The 16,103-nt window shown below is 73.5% G+C and carries 18 protein-coding genes; 10 read left to right on the top strand and 8 right to left on the bottom strand.

All coding sequences use genetic code 11. From position 1 onward, the window contains the following. Positions 1-18: 18 nt before the first annotated feature. The gene (locus ACIRJT_RS07680) at positions 19-1,218 is read left to right on the top strand and encodes a DUF1015 family protein (RefSeq protein WP_403905882.1); all 1,200 of its coding nucleotides are present in this window, start codon (positions 19-21) and stop codon (positions 1,216-1,218) included. Here the strand turns inward: ACIRJT_RS07680 and ACIRJT_RS07675 are convergent. The 3 genes from ACIRJT_RS07675 to ACIRJT_RS07665 form a co-directional block, all read right to left on the bottom strand. After that, complete coding sequence (locus ACIRJT_RS07675; RefSeq protein ID WP_403905879.1) at positions 1,169-1,735, bottom strand: GNAT family N-acetyltransferase; 567 nt, start codon at positions 1,733-1,735, stop codon at positions 1,169-1,171. The genes ACIRJT_RS07680 and ACIRJT_RS07675 overlap by 50 nt on opposite strands. A 109-nt stretch (positions 1,736-1,844) precedes the next feature. After that, complete coding sequence (gene cpt / locus ACIRJT_RS07670) at positions 1,845-2,378, bottom strand: chloramphenicol phosphotransferase CPT (protein WP_403905876.1); 534 nt, start codon at positions 2,376-2,378, stop codon at positions 1,845-1,847. A gap of 177 nt (positions 2,379-2,555) precedes the next feature. After that, entirely contained in the window at positions 2,556-2,861 is a 306-nt protein-coding gene (locus ACIRJT_RS07665) for a hypothetical protein (protein WP_050357980.1), read from the bottom strand. A 120-nt stretch (positions 2,862-2,981) separates the two neighbouring features. Here ACIRJT_RS07665 and ACIRJT_RS07660 point away from each other — a divergent pair, with 120 nt between their 5' ends. Continuing rightward, a complete protein-coding gene (locus ACIRJT_RS07660) occupies positions 2,982-3,341 on the top strand; it encodes an ArsC/Spx/MgsR family protein (protein WP_403905873.1) in 360 nt (119 codons plus the stop codon). A gap of 26 nt (positions 3,342-3,367) precedes the next feature. Here the strand turns inward: ACIRJT_RS07660 and ACIRJT_RS07655 are convergent, their stop codons facing one another. Beyond that, complete coding sequence (locus ACIRJT_RS07655) at positions 3,368-4,348, bottom strand: alpha/beta fold hydrolase (protein WP_403905870.1); 981 nt, start codon at positions 4,346-4,348, stop codon at positions 3,368-3,370. A gap of 76 nt (positions 4,349-4,424) precedes the next feature. Here ACIRJT_RS07655 and ACIRJT_RS07650 point away from each other — a divergent pair, with 76 nt between their 5' ends. Beyond that, positions 4,425-4,937, top strand: a complete 513-nt coding sequence (locus ACIRJT_RS07650) for a MarR family winged helix-turn-helix transcriptional regulator (protein ID WP_403905867.1) — start codon at positions 4,425-4,427, stop codon at positions 4,935-4,937. A gap of 72 nt (positions 4,938-5,009) precedes the next feature. Further along, a complete protein-coding gene (locus ACIRJT_RS07645) occupies positions 5,010-5,204 on the top strand; it encodes a hypothetical protein (protein ID WP_403905864.1) in 195 nt (64 codons plus the stop codon). A gap of 38 nt (positions 5,205-5,242) precedes the next feature. Here ACIRJT_RS07645 and ACIRJT_RS07640 read toward each other — a convergent pair whose 3' ends face one another. Continuing rightward, complete coding sequence (locus ACIRJT_RS07640; RefSeq protein ID WP_403905862.1) at positions 5,243-5,761, bottom strand: carboxymuconolactone decarboxylase family protein; 519 nt, start codon at positions 5,759-5,761, stop codon at positions 5,243-5,245. Between the two features lie 50 nt (positions 5,762-5,811). On the opposite strand from ACIRJT_RS07640, the gene ACIRJT_RS07635 reads away from it, so the two are divergent. Next, complete coding sequence (locus tag ACIRJT_RS07635) at positions 5,812-7,254, top strand: PLP-dependent aminotransferase family protein (RefSeq protein WP_403906562.1); 1,443 nt, start codon at positions 5,812-5,814, stop codon at positions 7,252-7,254. A 49-nt stretch (positions 7,255-7,303) separates the two neighbouring features. Here ACIRJT_RS07635 and ACIRJT_RS07630 read toward each other — a convergent pair whose 3' ends face one another. Continuing rightward, entirely contained in the window at positions 7,304-8,230 is a 927-nt protein-coding gene (locus ACIRJT_RS07630) for a Gfo/Idh/MocA family protein (protein ID WP_403905860.1), read from the bottom strand. A 210-nt stretch (positions 8,231-8,440) separates the two neighbouring features. Here ACIRJT_RS07630 and glnII point away from each other — a divergent pair, with 210 nt between their 5' ends. After that, positions 8,441-9,475: a glutamine synthetase gene (glnII, locus tag ACIRJT_RS07625; RefSeq protein ID WP_403905858.1), complete on the top strand. Its 1,035-nt coding sequence runs from the start codon at positions 8,441-8,443 to the stop codon at positions 9,473-9,475. Positions 9,476-9,833: 358 nt separating this feature from the next. Continuing rightward, the gene (locus ACIRJT_RS07620; protein ID WP_403905856.1) at positions 9,834-10,493 is read left to right on the top strand and encodes a winged helix-turn-helix domain-containing protein; all 660 of its coding nucleotides are present in this window, start codon (positions 9,834-9,836) and stop codon (positions 10,491-10,493) included. A 79-nt stretch (positions 10,494-10,572) separates the two neighbouring features. Here the strand turns inward: ACIRJT_RS07620 and ACIRJT_RS07615 are convergent, their stop codons facing one another. Further along, positions 10,573-12,738 (bottom strand): MMPL family transporter, encoded by a 2,166-nt coding sequence (locus tag ACIRJT_RS07615; RefSeq protein ID WP_403905854.1) that lies wholly within the window; start codon positions 12,736-12,738, stop codon positions 10,573-10,575. Positions 12,739-12,982: 244 nt separating this feature from the next. Between ACIRJT_RS07615 and ACIRJT_RS07610 the strand changes: the two genes are divergently transcribed. Together ACIRJT_RS07610 and ACIRJT_RS07605 are read left to right on the top strand one after the other, a co-directional pair. Further along, positions 12,983-14,251, top strand: coding sequence for a sensor histidine kinase (locus ACIRJT_RS07610; RefSeq protein ID WP_403905852.1), 1,269 nt, complete (start codon positions 12,983-12,985; stop codon positions 14,249-14,251). Further along, positions 14,236-14,883, top strand: a complete 648-nt coding sequence (locus ACIRJT_RS07605) for a LuxR C-terminal-related transcriptional regulator (RefSeq protein WP_403905849.1) — start codon at positions 14,236-14,238, stop codon at positions 14,881-14,883. The genes ACIRJT_RS07610 and ACIRJT_RS07605 overlap by 16 nt, the downstream gene beginning before the upstream one ends. 16 nt (positions 14,884-14,899) lie before the next feature. Here the strand turns inward: ACIRJT_RS07605 and ACIRJT_RS07600 are convergent, their stop codons facing one another. After that, on the bottom strand, positions 14,900-15,406 hold the full coding sequence (locus ACIRJT_RS07600; RefSeq protein WP_403905847.1) for a MarR family winged helix-turn-helix transcriptional regulator: 507 nt from the start codon (positions 15,404-15,406) through the stop codon (positions 14,900-14,902). A 54-nt stretch (positions 15,407-15,460) separates the two neighbouring features. Here ACIRJT_RS07600 and ACIRJT_RS07595 point away from each other — a divergent pair, with 54 nt between their 5' ends. Beyond that, a complete protein-coding gene (locus ACIRJT_RS07595) occupies positions 15,461-16,003 on the top strand; it encodes a carboxymuconolactone decarboxylase family protein (RefSeq protein ID WP_403905844.1) in 543 nt (180 codons plus the stop codon). Positions 16,004-16,103 lie beyond the last annotated feature (100 nt).

The raw sequence follows: 16,103 nt of genomic DNA, 5'->3' as shown, positions 1-16,103 counted from the left end.
GACGCGGGGGTCCCTGACGTGAGCACACATCCGAGCCCGCCCGCACGGCCGGCGAACCGTCCCTCCCCCGGCCCGGCGGGCGGGGCGGGCCCGCCCGGCACGGTCCTGCACCCCTTCCGGGGCATCCGGCGCTCGGCCTCCGCCCTGTCCCGCGACCGCACCCCCGCCTTCTACGTGCTGGAGCAGCACCGCGGGGACACCCTGCTCCAGCGCGGGGTGGTCGGTGCGCTGGACCTGGCCGCCTCGCACGGCGCGGTGCTGCCGCACGAGCATGTGCTGGCCGCCAAGGTGCGGGCCCAGCACCGGATCACCGCGCTCGTCGGCGGCAATCCCGAGCCGGTCCTGCTGGTCTGCCGCGACGCCCGGGCCACCGACGCGGTACTGCGGCGGGCCACCGCGTCGGCCCCGGACACCGTCGTGACCGGGGCCGACGGAATCCGGCACACCTTGTGGCGGCTGCACGACCCGGGGCACCAGCGGGAGCTGGCCGCGGATCTGGCCACCCGCAGTGTCCTGATCGCGGACGGCCACCACCGGTACGCCGCGGCGTGGGAGCTGCGGCGGCGGCGCGGCGGGCGCCCCGGGCCCTGGGACCGGCTGCCGGCTCTCGTCGTCGACAGCACCCGCACCCCGCTCGGGCTGCGGGCCATCCACCGCCACCTGCCGGACCTGGCGCCCCGGGAGGCCGCGGCGCGGGCCGCCGCCGTGGCGGACGTGGAGGAGCTGGACCCGGCGACGCGCCGGCCCCCGCGCCCCGGGGAGTTGATCCTCGTCGGGGACGGCCGCCGCTACTCCCTCACCCGGCCGCGCCCGGAGCCCCTGCTCCGAGCGCTGGCCGGGCGTCCCGGCGCCTGGCGACGGCTGGACGCGGCGGTGTTGCAGTGCCTGTTCATCGAGGGGGTCTGGCGTCCGCCCGCCGGGGCCCGGCCGGTCCGCCATCTGCACGACGGCGACGGCGAACCCTGCTCCGGCACGCTCGTCCTGCTGGCCCCGCCCACCGAGGACGACATCTGGCGGCTGGCCGCCCGGGGCGTGCGCGTGCCGGAGAAGACCACGTCCTTCCTCCCCAAACCGCCGCCCCGGCTGCTCACCTACCACCACGGCCATCAGTCGCGCGGGATCCGGCTCATGGGCGGCCCCCGTCAGGACCGGGCCGCCCCGCCCGCCCTCACCGCAGTGCGGGCCGCGCCCGACCCGCCCAGTACTCGTCCGCCGTGATGCCCAGCAGGACCACGTCGTGGTACGCGCCCGCGAAGAACTCGTGCTGGCGCAGGCGCCCCTCCTCCACGAAGCCGAGTTTGCGGTAGAGGGCCAGGGAGGCGTCGTTGAAGGCGTAGACCTCCACCTCGCACTTGTGGCTGCGCTGTTCGGCGAACATGTAGGTGAGGACCAGTTCGGAGGCCTCGGCCGCGTAGCCCTGGCGGCGGTGTTCCCGGGTGACCTCGATGCCCGTACGGAAGCGGCCTGCCCGGGCGTCCGTCTCGCCGACCGACACCGCTCCGACGAAGGCGTGCTCGAAGCGGGTCTCGATGACCAGTTGGTAGGCGGCCGGGTTCGGGGCGCGGCCGGCGCGCTCGGTGGCCCAGGCGCGGAAGCTCTCGTCCGAGCGGGGCGGCTCGACCACATCGGCGTTGCGGGCGTCCACGGTGTGCAGGGCCAGGGCCCGGAAGCCCTCCCAGTCCTGCGGTTCGACGCCCCGCAGGCGTACTCTCTCGCCGGTCCACAGGTCGGTCATCGCTCTCCACTGTTTCGGCGGCCCGTGCGTGGGCCGGTGTGTACGGGTGCGGTGTGTACGGGTGCGGTGTCGCGTATGCGGTGGGACGGGGCCGGGCCGACCGGGCCGGTCACGTGAGGTGGGCGGCGATGGTTCTCGCGCAGGCCAGGGACTCCGCGTGCGTGGTGTCCACCTCCAGGTCGTACACCACGCCCCGGTGGACCGTCTCCGCCTGCGCCGCCGCCATGCCCCGGGGGCGGTCCCCCCGGGCGGTCTCGCGGGCCTCGGCGACCGCGCTCGCGCACCGGACGCCGACCCACAGCACGTCCAGTCCGGCCAGCGTCCTCCGCCACGGTTCCTGGGAGGCGGGGCCGCCGAGGAACACGTCGTCGACGATGACCCGGGCGCCCGCCCGGACCATCGCCCCGACGCCCTCGCGCCACGCCGCCTCCAGCTTCCGGAACTCCGGCCCGACGCTCACACCGCCGTCCTCGGCGAACTCGATGCCCGCGTCCGATGTGCGCAGGGACGCGGGCAGCGCATCGACGAAAGCGTCGATCGCGGCGGCGAGCCACGGGTCCGGCAGTTCCGCCTGGAGGCAGCGGACGATGCCGGACTTGCCGGAGCTGGAGCCGCCGTTCAGCACGATCACCTGGGTTGTCACCCGGTCACCCTAGGGGGCTCCCGTACGGCTATCGAAGCGTTTTCGAGCGGGCCGCTCGGCTGCGCGGGCTTGATCGTGGCGCGTTGCGCGCGCGACAGGACCACCCGATCGGCAGTCGGCGGTCCGGTGTGGATCCGGGGCCCGGATCCACACCGGTCCGGTCCGTGTCCGGTCCGGTCAGCGTCCGTAGCGGATCAGGGCGCGGACCATGCGGCAGGTGGTGTCGGACGGCGGGTGGATGCCCAGCCGCTCGGCGGTGATCCTTATCCGGTGGTTGCCGGCGCTGGAGGGCTGGTAGACCCCGCTGTCGAGCAGGGCGATGGCCAGGCGCATGGCCTTGAGGCGGCGGTTGTGGGAGACGTACCACTCGCGGGGCCGGCCCGCGGGCAGTCGCTTCTTCGGCAGCGGGGTGGGAAGCGGCGGGTGGAAGGGCATCGGGAGCTGTCGGTCGAGCGGCTCGGTCGTGACTGTGGCAACAGCCATTCGGCATCCTCCTGGCAGCGTGGTGGAACCCTCACGAACTCCCTCCATTTTACTGCCCCCCACTGACAATCGCCCCTGGCCAGAGCCTATTTCGGCAGTCCCTCGCGTAACCTTGGCCCCATGGAGATCTGGATCAATCCGGCCTGTTCGAAGTGTCGCGGCGCGCTCACCCTGCTCGACGCGGAAGGGGCCGAGTACACCGTCCGCCACTACCTGGAGGACGTGCCCTCGCCCGAGGAGATCCGGGCCGTGCTGGACCGGCTCGGTCTCGAGCCGTGGGACATCACGCGGACGCAGGAGGCGGCGGCGAAGGAGCTGGGTCTGAAGGAGTGGCCGCGGGAGGCCGGTTCGCGGGAGCGGTGGATCGGCGCGCTGTCGGAGCACCCGAAGCTGATCCAGCGGCCGATCATCACCGCCGAGGACGGTACGGCCGTGGTGGCGCGGAGCGAGGAAGCGGTGCGGGACGCGTTGGGGCGGTAGCGGAGGCAGTCAGGTAGCGGAGGCGGTCACTCGCCCGGAAGCCCGCCCGGGAGCCGGTCAGGCAGCCCGTCAGGCAACCCGTCCGTCAGCCCGTCCAGGAAGGCGTCCAGGCGGCGGTTGATCCCGGCCGCCGCCGTGGCGTGCAGCGGCAGTGTGTGGTGGGTCGCGCCGGGGATCGTGTACGTCGAGGCGCCCGGCAGCGTGCGGCCGACCGCTCGTGCCGTGCGGACCGGGTCGAGCGCACGGCCGCGCTCCGCGAGCAGGACGAGCGTCGGCACGGCGAGTCCGCGCAGAGCCTCCCGGCCGGGTCGCGGACCGGTGACCGGACGCACGGCGGGAAGGCGGGCGCCTTCCTCGTACAGGCGCAGCCAGCCCGCGTCCAGATCGGCCCCGGCCGTCTCCCAGGTCAGGAACGCGCGGGCGCGCCGCGGTGTCGGACGGAGGAGGAGGGGAAGAGCGTGCAGGAGGTAGCCGGGGCGAAAGCCCGTGAAGCACTGCGTGGGGTCCACGAGCACCAGTCCGGCCAGGCGCCGGGCGCCGCCCGCGTGGAGAGCGTGGTGGAGCGCGATCCACGCCCCGTAGGAGTGCCCGGCGAGCACGGGGCGGCGGCCGTCCGCCTCGGCGCCCAGTGCCTCCAGCACCGCGCCCAGCCAGCCCGTCAGGTCCGCCACCGTGCGGATAGGGCGCGCCCCCGGCGTGCTGCGGCCCGGCTCGCCGATCAGGTCGACGGCGTGCACACGGCGCTTCCGGCCGAGGTGGGCCGCCTGTGCGTGCCACACGGTGGAGGTCGCACCGCCGCCGGGCAGCAGGACCACGGCCGGGGCCGGGGCGTCGGAGGGGCCGTGACTCGTGACGTGCGTGGTGCCGTACGGGGTCGGGATGCGCGCGGTCGTGGTTCCCTCGGGCCAACGTGCCGTCAGGACCTCGTCATAGGCGGCGAGGAAGGAGGCGGGGGGAGGCAAGGCCCCCGGAACTCCTGCGGATCCGGTGCTGCGGGACGACGGCATGGCACGGCCTCTCGTCGGCGTCTTCGGGCTGACACTCCCAGGGATATTATCTCGCTGGGCGAGAGAATGGAGCGCGATGCGCACGACCGACGTTCCGGACGGCGGGCCGGAGGCACGCACCGAACTGATCCATCTGCTGCGCAAGGTGAGCGTCGAATTCGGCCTGCGGCAGGCCGAGTTCGCCGCGCGCAACGGGATGCACCCCACCGACGTACGGGCCCTGATCTGTCTGCTCGACGCCGAGCGGGCGGGAACCGACGTGACCGCCGGCCTGCTCGGGGCGCGGCTCGGAGTGCATTCCGCGGGGACTACGGCGGTGGTCGACCGGCTCGTGCGGCTGGGCCATGTGAGGCGCACGCGTGACCCGCGCGACGGGCGACGCGTGCTCCTGGCGGTCGACGAACGGGCGGTGGAGCTGGGACACGCGTTCTTCGGGCCCTTCATCGGGGCCACGGACGCGGTGCTGCGCGGGCTCGACGCCCGGGAGACGGATGCCGTACGACGGTTCCTGACGGCGGCGCACGAGGCGGTGGGGCTCGGACCGGAGCCGGGCACGCACTCCGGCGCCGATGAGCGGGGCCCCGCGTGAGCGCGCCCCGCGGAGCCCCCGGAACGGAGTTCCTCACCGACTTCGTCGTCACCGGTGCCGTGGGCGGCGCCGATGCCACGCGTACGCCCGGACGTGGCGACCCGGGAGACCACCCCGTACACCCGGGAGCACCTCGTTGCGGTCAACGCCTCCCGGGCTGCCAAGCGGCTCACCCTCGCGGCCGGTGCCCTGCTGCCCCGGGTGCGGGACCCGGAACTGCGCGCCGAGGTGCGGGCCTGGCTGGAGCTCCGGCCCCACCTGATGTGAGCTCCGGGGCCGGGCCGGCGGTGTCCGGCCCCGAGGGCTCAGCGTTCGTCCGCGCCCGCGCGCTTGGCGGTGGACAGGGCTATGCGGTTCCAGGTGTTGATCGTGAGGATCAGGGCCAGCAGGTGGGCCAGCTCCTCCTCGTCGAAGTGGGCCGCCGCCCGGTCGTAGACCTCGTCCGGTACGCCGGCGTCCCCGATCCGGGTGACCGCGTCCGTGAGGGCCAGGGCGGCTTGTTCCCGCTCCGTGAAGAAGTGGTCCGCCTCCTGCCACACGGCGACCATGTGCAGGCGCTCCTCGCTCTCGCCCGCCTTTCGCGCGTCCGTGGTGTGCATGTGCAGGCAGTACGCACAGCGGTTCAGGTGCGAGGCGCGGATCTGGACCAGTTCGACCAGCGTCGGGTCCAGGCCCGCGCGGGCCGCCGCGTCCAGGCCGATCACGGCCCGGAAAACCTTCGGAGCGCTCTTCACGAAGTCGAGCCGGCCGGTGGCGCTGTTGCTCCGGACGGTGGTGGCCGGGGTGGTGGTGCGGTCGTTCGTCTTGATCTCCGTCGTCGTCATGGGTACGAATCTAGGGCGACAGGCGACTGGGTGTGGGGTGCATTTCGATGATGGATTCATGGGTCAATTCGGCGGAGATCCTGGGCAGCGATCTGCCGCTGGAACTCTCCGGCACGGGCAACCGCCGGGCCCTGCTGATGGCGGCGCTGCGCGAGGCCGTGCGCAGCGGACGGCTCGCCCCCGGCGCCCGGCTGCCGCCCTACCGTTCCCTCGCCGCCGATCTGGGCCTGGCCCGCAACACGGTCGCCGACGCGTACGCCGAACTGGTCGCGGAGGGGTGGCTGGCCGCCCGGCAGGGCTCGGGGACGCGGGTCGCCGAGCGGGCCGTCCCGGTCACCCCCGTCCACCGGCCGCGCACCCCCGAGCGCGCCGCCCGCCCGGTCCATGACCTGGTCCAGGGCCGGCCGGACCCCTCGGTCTTCCCGCGCACCGCCTGGCTGGCCTCGGCGCGGCGCGCTCTCGCCGCCGCCCCCGACGACGCGTTCGGGCCCGGTGATCCGCACGGGCGGCCCGAGCTGCGGCGGGCCCTGGCCGGCTATCTGGCCCGGGTGCGCGGGGTGCGGGCCGCGCCGGAGCGGATCGTGGTGTGCTCGGGGGCGGCGCACGGGCTGCGGCTGCTGGCGGAGGTGGTGGGCGGCCCCTGGGCGGCGGAGGAGTACGGTCTGCCCTTCCACCGCGCGCTGCTCGCCTCCCACGGGGTCGGCACCCGGCCGCTCGGCGTGGACGCGGACGGCGCCCGGGTCGACGGACTCACCCGCCGCGACCGTGCCGTGCTCCTCACGCCCGCCCACCAGTTCCCCACCGGCGGACCGCTGCACCCCGCGCGGCGGGCGGCCGTCGTCGACTGGGCCCGGGCCACCGGCGGGCTCGTCGTGGAGGACGACTACGACGGGGAGTTCCGCTACGACCGGCAGCCCGTGGGTGCTGTCCAAGGGCTGGATCCCGAGCATGTGGCGTTGGTCGGGTCGGTGAGCAAGAGCCTGTCCCCCACCCTCCGGATCGGGTGGATGGTGCTGCCCCAGAGGCTCGTCGCCCCGGTCGTCGCGGCGAAGGGCGAGCGGGAGCAGTTCTCCAGCGCCACCGAGCAGCTGACGCTCACGGATTTCGTCGGGTCGGGGGCGTACGACCGGCAGGTCCGCCGGATGCGGCAGCGCCACCGCCGCCGCCGGGACCAGCTGGTGGCGGCCCTGGAGCGGCGGGCCCCGCACGTCCGGGTCACCGGGATCGCGGCCGGTCTGCACGCGGTGCTGGAACTGCCGCCCGGAACCGAGCGTTCCGCGGTCCGGGCGGCGGCCTGGCAGGGCCTGGCGGTGGAGGGCCTCGCCGACTATCTGCACCCGGGCGCGGAACGGGCGGGGCAGGCGGGGCAGACGGAACGGGCGGGGCAGGCGGAGGGCCTCCGGGACGGGCTCGTCGTCGGGTACGCGACGCCCGCCGAATCCGCCTACCCGGAGGCGTTGCAGGCCCTGTGCCGGGCCCTGCCGCCGGGGTGAGCGGACCGGGTGGGCAGGCGGGGCCCGCCTGCGCCCGCGTCTCCGCCGGTCAGTCCGTCTGTGCCTGCGCCTGCGTCTCCGCCGCCACCAGCAGCTCCGTGAGGTGGAGGCCGAACCGCGCGTCGCAGGCGTGCGGCACCCCTGTGCGTACCGCTTCGGCCAGGGCGTCCACCGCGCCCCGGAACGCGGTCCTGGCGCCGTCCCAGCCGGGGGCCGACGTCGTGCCCCGCTCGCCCCGGAACTCGATCTCGACGCCCGCCGCGCCGGGCGGGGCGCCCAGTCCGAGGGTCACCGTGCTGGACGCGCCGGAGGTGTGGCGCAGGATCAGGTGGGTGGTGCCGGACGGCCCCCGGGCGGCGGTCAGGTGCTCGACGTCTCCCAGGACCGGGATCAGCACGGAGAGCGCGTGCGGGCCGACGTCCCACAGGCCGCCCTTCTCGCGCCGCCACGGGGAGTCCGCGTACTCGCTGGTCGACCCCTCGGCGTAGAGCGAACCCAGCCACTGGGCGCGGGCGGTGAACCAGCCGCCCACCGCGGCCTGTTCGGCGATCCACGCGGAGGTCTCGGGCGCGAACCGGAGCGTGCAGAAGACGACCGAGGCCACCCCCGCCGTCTCCGCGGCCGCGGCGACCGCGCGGGCCCCCTGCACCGTCGTGGCGACCGGCTTGTCCATCAGGAGGTGGCAGCCCGCCTCCGCGGCCCGGACCGCGAGCGGTGCCTGGACGTCCGGCGGCAGCGCGAAGGCCACCGCGTCGCTCGCCTCCAGGAGCGCGTCGATGCCCGTCTCACCCGTGTACGAGCGCGTCCCGTGGGCGGTGGCGAGGGCGTCGGCCGCCTCGGCCCGGCGGCCCCACACCCCGCTCAGCTCGACGCCCCGATGGGCGGCGAGCGCGGGGGCCTGGGTGTCGCGCGCCCAGGGGCCGGTGCCGAGGAGGCCGATGCGCAGGGGTGCGGTGGTGCCGGCAGCTGAGTCCATGGGGCCAGTGTGCCGGGCACGCCGGGCCGGTGCGCCGCCGGGCCGGTGCGCGGTGATGGCGTACGTCTCCGACGCGCTCGCCGCGGCGTTCGTCGTCCCGTACCGCAGGAAACCTCGGTAACACGGGGTTCACATCCGGGCAACGGACGGGAAATCGCGTCTTGCCAGGCTGCGCCGCATAGACCGCTGCACCCGCAAAGGATGGCGTCCGTGACGTTCAAGGCTGAGTACATCTGGATCGACGGCACCGAGCCGACCGCCAAGCTTCGTTCCAAGACGAAGATCATGGACGGCGCTCCGTCGGGAGACGTGGCGGATCTGCCCATCTGGGGCTTCGACGGCTCCAGCACCAACCAGGCCGAGGGCCACGCGTCCGACCGGGTGCTGAAGCCCGTCTTCACCTGTCCGGACCCGATCCGCGGCGGCGCGGACATCCTCGTCCTGTGCGAGGTCTTCAACATCGACATGACGCCGCACGAGTCCAACACCCGTGCAGCGCTGCGCCCGCTCGCCGAGCGGTTCGCGGGCCAGGCCCCGATCTTCGGCATCGAGCAGGAGTACACCTTCTTCGACGGCCACCGGCCGCTCGGCTTCCCCGAGGGCGGCTTCCCTGCCGCCCAGGGCGGCTACTACTGCGGTGTCGGCGCGGACGAGATCTTCGGCCGCGACATCGTGGAGAAGCACCTCGACAACTGCCTGACGGCGGGGCTCGGCATCTCCGGCATCAACGCCGAGGTCATGCCCGGCCAGTGGGAGTTCCAGGTGGGCCCGCTGTCCCCGCTGGAGGTCTCCGACCAGCTGTGGGTGGCCCGTTGGCTGCTCTACCGCACCGCCGAGGACTTCGACGTCTCCGCCACCCTGGACCCGAAGCCGGTCAAGGGCGACTGGAACGGCGCGGGCGCGCACACCAACTTCTCCACCCGCGCGATGCGCGAGGGCTACGACGCGATCATCACCGCGTGCGAGTCGCTGGGTGAGGGCTCGAAGCCGATGGACCACGTGAAGAACTACGGCGCGGGCATCGACGACCGGCTCACCGGCCTGCACGAGACCGCCCCGTGGAACGAGTACAGCTACGGCGTCTCCGACCGCGGCGCCTCGGTCCGTATCCCGTGGCAGGTGGAGCAGGACCAGAAGGGTTACATCGAGGACCGCCGTCCCAACGCCAACGTCGACCCGTACGTCGTCACACGCCTGATCGTCGACACGTGCTGTGCCGCGCTGGAGAAGGCCGGCCAGGTCTGATCCCGACGCCGTCCGCACGAGGAGGGGCCCGCCGGTTCGGCGGGCCCCTCCGGCACGTGGGGTGCGGGCCGGAGGTGAGGAACGTAACGCGAAGGGTCCGTATCGACGGGTGAGAGGAGTCTGATGCACGGCCCCGATGTCTGCTTCAATGGAGCACATGGCCAGCTACCAGCACATCGCGTCGGGTCGCAGCGACCTCGAACCGTTCTGGCCTTCCCGTCAGCACCATGATTTCGACCGGGTGTGTTGCCGCGCGTGGAACGCGCAGGCCCACTAAAGCCGCTCACCCCGGCCTTCGGTCCGCGCGCACGACGCAAGTCCGTCCCTGACGACTCCTCGCGCGAAAGAGCTGACCCTCATGGCGAACACCCGTACCTTCTCCGCCGCGTCCGCCGCCACCGCGGCGCCCCCGGCGCCCGCTGCGGCCCACCCCACCGCCCGCTCCCTCCCCGCCCACCCGAACCGGCACCGGCTGCGCGCGGTCGACCGTGACGAGGTCGCCGCACCGGCCGACGTGGCGGACTTCCTCCCGCCCGGGGCCACCTGGCTGCCCGCCCCGCAGCACACCCTGCCCGCCCTGCCCGGTCAGCCGCCGATGATCGGCTACCTGGTGCTCGTGCCGGCCGACCAGCAGCCGGCGCTCGCGGGAGCCGTCGCGGCCTCCCGGCTCAGGCCTGGCGCCTCGCCGTTCCCCCAGCAGCCGGAGCCCGACCGGGCGGCCGACGAGGGGGCGCCCGCCGGTCCGGTCCGGATCGACGCCACCCGGCGTACGGCTTCGGTCGACGGCGTCGCCCTCGACCTCACGTACCTGGAGTTCGAGCTGCTGTCCCATCTGGTGGCGCATCCGCACCGGGTGCACACCCGCGACCAGTTGGTGACGACGGTGTGGGGCTACGGGCACGTGGGCGACGGGCGCACCGTCGACGTCCATGTCGCCCGGCTGCGCCGCAAGCTCGGTGCGGAGTACCGCCGTTCGATCCAGACGGTCCGACGGGTCGGGTACAAGTACACGCCCTGACCCGCTCGGTCCACCCGGAACGTCCGGCGGCCCCGGGCCACGGTTCCTCCTCACCGTGGTCCGGGGCCGTCCGGGCGTCTCAGAGCCGTCGGCCCGCCGGGACGGGGGCGCTCACCGGGCCGGCCGGCTCGCCGTGTCCCTCATGGTTCTCCTCCTCCGGGCCCGGCAGGCGCGAAAGGCCGCGCGGGGTGCGCCAGTTGCGCTCGCCCAGCAGCAGCATCACGGAGGGCAGCAGCACCATCCGTACGACGGTGGCGTCCAGCAGCACCGCGACGGCGAGGCCGACGCCCATCTGCTGCATGTCCTGCATGGACAGGGTGCCGAACACCGCGAACACCGCCACCATGATGGCCGCCGCTCCGGTGACCGCCCCGGCCGTGCGCCGGATGCCGGTCTCGATCGCGGCCCGGTTGTCCAGGCCGGCGCCGCGCGCCTCCCGGATCCGGGAGACGACGAACACGTGGTAGTCCATCGACAGGCCGAACAGGACGACGAGGACGAACAGAGGCATCCACGCCTCGATCGCGCCGACCCCCTCCGAGCCGATGAGCGACGCGCCCCAGCCGTGCTGGAAGACGGCGGTCATCACGCCGTAGGAGGCGGCCACCGAGAGCAGGTTGAGGACGATGGACGTCACGGCGATGACGTAGCTGCGGAAGCAGAACAGCATCAGCAGGAAGGTGACCGCCGTGATGAAGGCGAAGACCGGGACGATGCCGCGCCGGAGCTGGTCGTTGAAGTCGACCGATCCGGCGGTCTCCCCGGTGACGTGGGTCTTCGCCCCGGTGCCGTCGAACGCGGCGGGCAGGCGCTTCTCGCGTAGTTCGGTGAGGTCGGCGGTGCCGCCCGGGAGGGGGATCTCGATCTCGGCGACGTTCTCGGCGCGGTGGACGGTGACGTCCTCGAAACCGTCGAGGGCCCCGGTGACCTCCGGGGCGGCGATGTCGGGCGCGGTGACGACGACGAGCGCGGGGGCGGGGCCGCCGGGGAAGCTCTCGGTGATGCGGCTGTGGGCGATGGAGAGCTGTGAGTCGGAGCCGAACTGCTTCTCCAGGCCGAGGGATTCGGTCTTCATGCCGAGGGCGGGCGCGGCGAGGGCGAGCAGCAGGACGACGGCGGCGACGGCGAAGGCGCGGGGCCGGGCGAGCACGGGGCCCAGGACCCGGCCGACGACGCGGCCGCTGCCGGCCCGACCGTGCTGGGCGCGGCGGTTGAGCAGCGGGATGCGGCCCGCGTCGATCCGGTCGCCGAGCCAGGAGAGCAGGGCGGGCAGGACGGTGACCGAGCCGAGCATGGCGATGAACACGACGATGATCGTGGCGAGCGCGAAGCCCTTGAACAGCAGGAGTCCGGAGAGGAACATGCCGCCCATCGCGACCATCACGGTGAGGCCGGAGACGAGCACCGCCCGGCCGCTGGTGGCGGCCGCGATGCGCAGGGCGGTCTCGGCGTCGCGCCCGGCGGCTCGTTCGTCGCGTTCGCGGCGCAGGTAGAACAGGCAGTAGTCGACGCCGACGGCGAAGCCCATCAGGAACATCACCGAGTACGTGGTCTGGAACAGGTGCAGCTGATGGCTGGCGATCGACAGGAGACCGAAGGCGGCCATGCACGCGGTGAGGGCGAGCCCGACCGGGAGCAGGGCGGCGACGACCGCGCCGAAGGCGACGAGGAGGATGCCGAGGGCCAGCGGTACGGCGGTGAACTCGGCCTTCTTGAAGTCCTCGGCCAGCAGGTCGCCGAGCCACTTGCCCGCGCTGGCCTCGCCGAACTGGTGGATCCCGGTGTCCGGGTGGTCCTTGCCCACGGCGGCGACCGCGTCCAGGACGGGCTGGATCCGGTCGGAGGAGGTGGCGGCCTCGCCCTTCATCTCGAAGGCGATCAGGGCCTCCTTGCCGTCCTCGGAGGCGACGGGCGGGGCGATGTTCTGGGCTTCGCCGGTCTGCCGTACGGCGTCGGCGAGGGCTTCGGCGGCCGGCTTCCAGTCGCCCGCGGCGGGGGTGGAGACCATGACGAGTTCGCCCGCGGGCTTGTCGAGTCCGGCGTCGAGGAGGATCTGCTCGGCGCGGGCGGACTCGCCCGCGCCGTTCTCGGCGTTGGTCATCTCGACCATGCCGGTGGCCCCGCCGATGCCCGTGGCGAGCACGACGAAGAGCAGCCAGCCGAGAACGGCCGTCTTGCGGTGGTGGGTGCTCCACACGCCGATGCGTGCGGCGAGATTGCGCCTCGTGCGGTTTCTGCGCCTCATGCGGTTTCTCCCCCGGAGGTAAGCGTCAGGTAAGTGATCGGGACGCTTCGAATCTAGGAATCGGACGCGGTCCGCCCCAGCCGTCGGGGCCCCCGGTCGCGGAGGCGTAGGGGGCGGGTCGGGGGGTGGTGCCAGGTACACCCCCGCCGGGTGGTGGACCGGCTGACGCGGCGGGGCGGGGCCGGGTGAGACTGGCATCCGAACCGGGACCCGCCCGGCTCCGGTGAGGGGGGAGAGACCCGCGATGAAGGTGTTCTCTGGACGGCTGCGGCCGGCGGCGCTGGCGGCGGGGCGCGGACTGTTCCTGTCGGTGGCCGGCCTGGCGGCGTCCATCACTCTGTTCGTGCTCGCGGTGCTCTCGATCGTCTTCATCCTGCTGGGCATCGGCGTGTTCACCACCCCGGTCGTGCTGGAGGCGGTCCGCAAGCACGCCAACCAGCGGCGACTGTGGGCGGTGACCTGGTCGGACGTGCGGATCCCGGTCCCCTACCGGCGCTTCCCCAAGGATCTGCGGACGGGCGTCACCGGCCAGGTGGAGCGCACGACGCTGCTGCTGAGGGACCCGGCGACCTGGCGGGACCTCCAGTGGCTGCTGGTCGACATGACGGCGGGCGCGGTGGTGGCGGTCCTGGCGGCGGCCCTGATGATCTACCCGGTCGAGGGGCTGGTCCTGGCGGCGGGCCTGTGGCGGGTGTTCCGGGACGATCCGTACTGGTACGGGTTCGTGCCGGTGGACAGCCAGGCGACGGGGATCGCGGCCCTGGCGTTGGGGATCGTGCTCTTCCACGCGGGGCTGTGGGCGAGCCGGCCGCTGCTGCGCCTGCACTTCGTGCTCGCCCGTACGGTGCTGGCGCCCACCCAGGACCAGGAGTTGGAGCAGCGCGTCGAGCGGCTGACCGAGACCCGGCACGAGGCCGTGGACACCGCCGCGTCCGAGCTGCGCCGCATCGAGCGGGACCTGCACGACGGGGCGCAGGCGCGGCTGGTCGCGATGGGCATGAACCTGGGCACGATCGAGGCGCTGATCGAGAAGGACCCGGCCCGGGCGAAGCAGATGCTGGCGATGGCCCGGGAGTCCTCCGCCGAGGCGCTGACCGAACTGCGGGACCTGGTCCGGGGCATCCACCCGCCGGTCCTCGCGGAGCGGGGCCTCGGCGACGCGGTGCGGGCGCTGGCCCTGCGGCTGCCGGTCGCCTCCGAGGTGACGGTGGAGCTGTCGGGGCGGGCACAGGCCCCGGTGGAGTCGGCCGCGTACTTCGCGGTCAGCGAGGCCCTGACGAACACGGTGAAGCACGCGGAGGCGGAGCGGATCTACGTGGACCTGCACCACGCGGAAGGGATGCTCCGGATCTCCGTGACGGACGACGGCAGGGGCGGTGCGGTCGTCGGATCCGGTTCGGGGCTGAGCGGAATCGAACGGCGACTGGGTACATTCGACGGCGTCCTGGCCGTCAGCAGTCCCGCGGGCGGTCCCACCATGGTGACCATGGAGATTCCTTGCGAGTTGTCCTAGCCGAAGATCTCTTCCTGCTGCGCGACGGCCTGGTGCGCATGCTGGAGGCGTACGACTTCGAGATCGCCGCGGCTGTGGAGACCGGGCCCGAACTGACCAGAGCGCTGACCGAGTTGGAGCCGGACGTCGCCGTCGTCGACGTCCGGCTCCCGCCGTCCCACACCGACGAGGGCCTCCAGTGCGCCCTGGCCGCCCGCCGGGCGCGGCCGGGGCTTCCGGTGCTGGTGCTCTCGCAGCACGTGGAGCAGTTGTACGCACGGGAGCTGCTGGCGGACGGCAACGGCGGCATCGGCTATCTGCTGAAGGACCGGGTCTTCGACGCGGACCAGTTCATCGACGCGGTACGGCGGGTGGCGGCGGGCGGCACGGCGATGGACCCGCAGGTCATCTCCCAGCTCCTGTCGCGCCGTTCGCGGGACGAACCGATGGGCGGCCTCACCCCGCGCGAGCGGGAGGTGATGGAACTGGTGGCCCAGGGCCGCTCCAACGCCGCCATCGCCTCGCAGTTGGTGATCACGGAGCGGGCGGTGGCCAAGCACACGTCGAACATCTTCGGCAAGCTCGACCTGCCCCCGTCGGACGACGACAACCGCCGGGTGCTGGCGGTGCTGGCGTATCTGGACCACGGCTGAGCCGGTTCACCATCGTTCAGCCGGTGAACCAGCCAGCCGCGTCCAGCCGGAACGCTCCGGAGGGGGCCATCGCGCGCAGGTCCCGCTCCAGGGCTGCCAGCCTCTCCCCGCCCAGCGCCCGGGCCCATTCCGCCCGCAGCCGGTCGAAGCCCTCGGCGGAGCGGGCCAGCAGGTCGGCGCCGTGCGGGGTGAGGCGGATCAGGGTGCGCCGGCCGTCGGCGGGGTCCGGGGCGCGCTCCACGTAACCGAGCGCCTCCAGCTTCTCGACGGTCTTTCCGGCGGCCTGTTTGGAGACCCCGAGCCGCCGCCCGATCTCGCCGATGGCCGCGCCGTCGCGCCCCACCGCCTGGAGGGCGAAGCCGTACGCGGGCCGGGTCTCGGGGTGTCCGTGCTCGGCCAGGTCCCGGTGCAGGGCGTCGATGATCGAGCGGAAGCCCGCGAAGAGCAGCAGCGGAAGCTCGAAGCCCTTGCCATTGCCATTGCCAGATTCGACAACCTGGTTTACCTTTTTTTCGTCAACCATATTGTCGATCGTAGCTGGCCCTGCCCGATCCGCCCCGCGTAGTGAGGCCCCGCCATGCCCTTTCCCGATCTCACCCCCGAGACCGCCCCGCCCGGCTCCCGGCGCGCCATGGAGGCGGTGACCGAGCGGCTGGGCTACCGGCCCACCGCGATCGCCCGGCTCGCGGCCTCACCCCACACCCTGGACGGCTTCCTGAAGATCAGCGCGATCTTCGAGGCCTGCACCCTGGACCCGCTCTCCCGCGAAGTCCTGATCATGACGATGGCCACCCGCAACGGCTGTCACCTCTGCGTCGCGATGCACACCGCGAAGCTGACCGCCCTGGACGCCGATCCGGCGCTCGTCACGGCCCTGCGCGACCGTGCCGGGGCCCCGCTTCCGGACGAACGCCTGGAAGCTGTGCGGCAGTTCACCCTGGCGGTGCTCGCCTCGGCGGGCGCGGTGGACGACGCGACCCTGCGGGACTTCCTGGCGCACGGCTACACCGAGCAGAACGCCCTCGAAGTGGTCCTGGGGATCGGCACGTACACCCTGTCGACCCTGGCCAACCGGCTCACCGGAGCCCCGGTGGACGCCCCCCTGGCCGCCTTCGCCTGAGGGCCGGTGACCCGGTCCGCTCTCGGGCCGGGGCTTCCCCGAATCGGCCGGGAGGCTGAACGGACCACGCGCCTCACCCTTCCGAATCATGTCGCCCTCG

Source organism: Streptomyces sp. NPDC102283, from assembly GCF_044766265.1.
In the GTDB taxonomy this organism is placed as follows: domain Bacteria; phylum Actinomycetota; class Actinomycetes; order Streptomycetales; family Streptomycetaceae; genus Streptomyces.
This window is presented reverse-complemented; position numbering and strand designations above follow the sequence as displayed.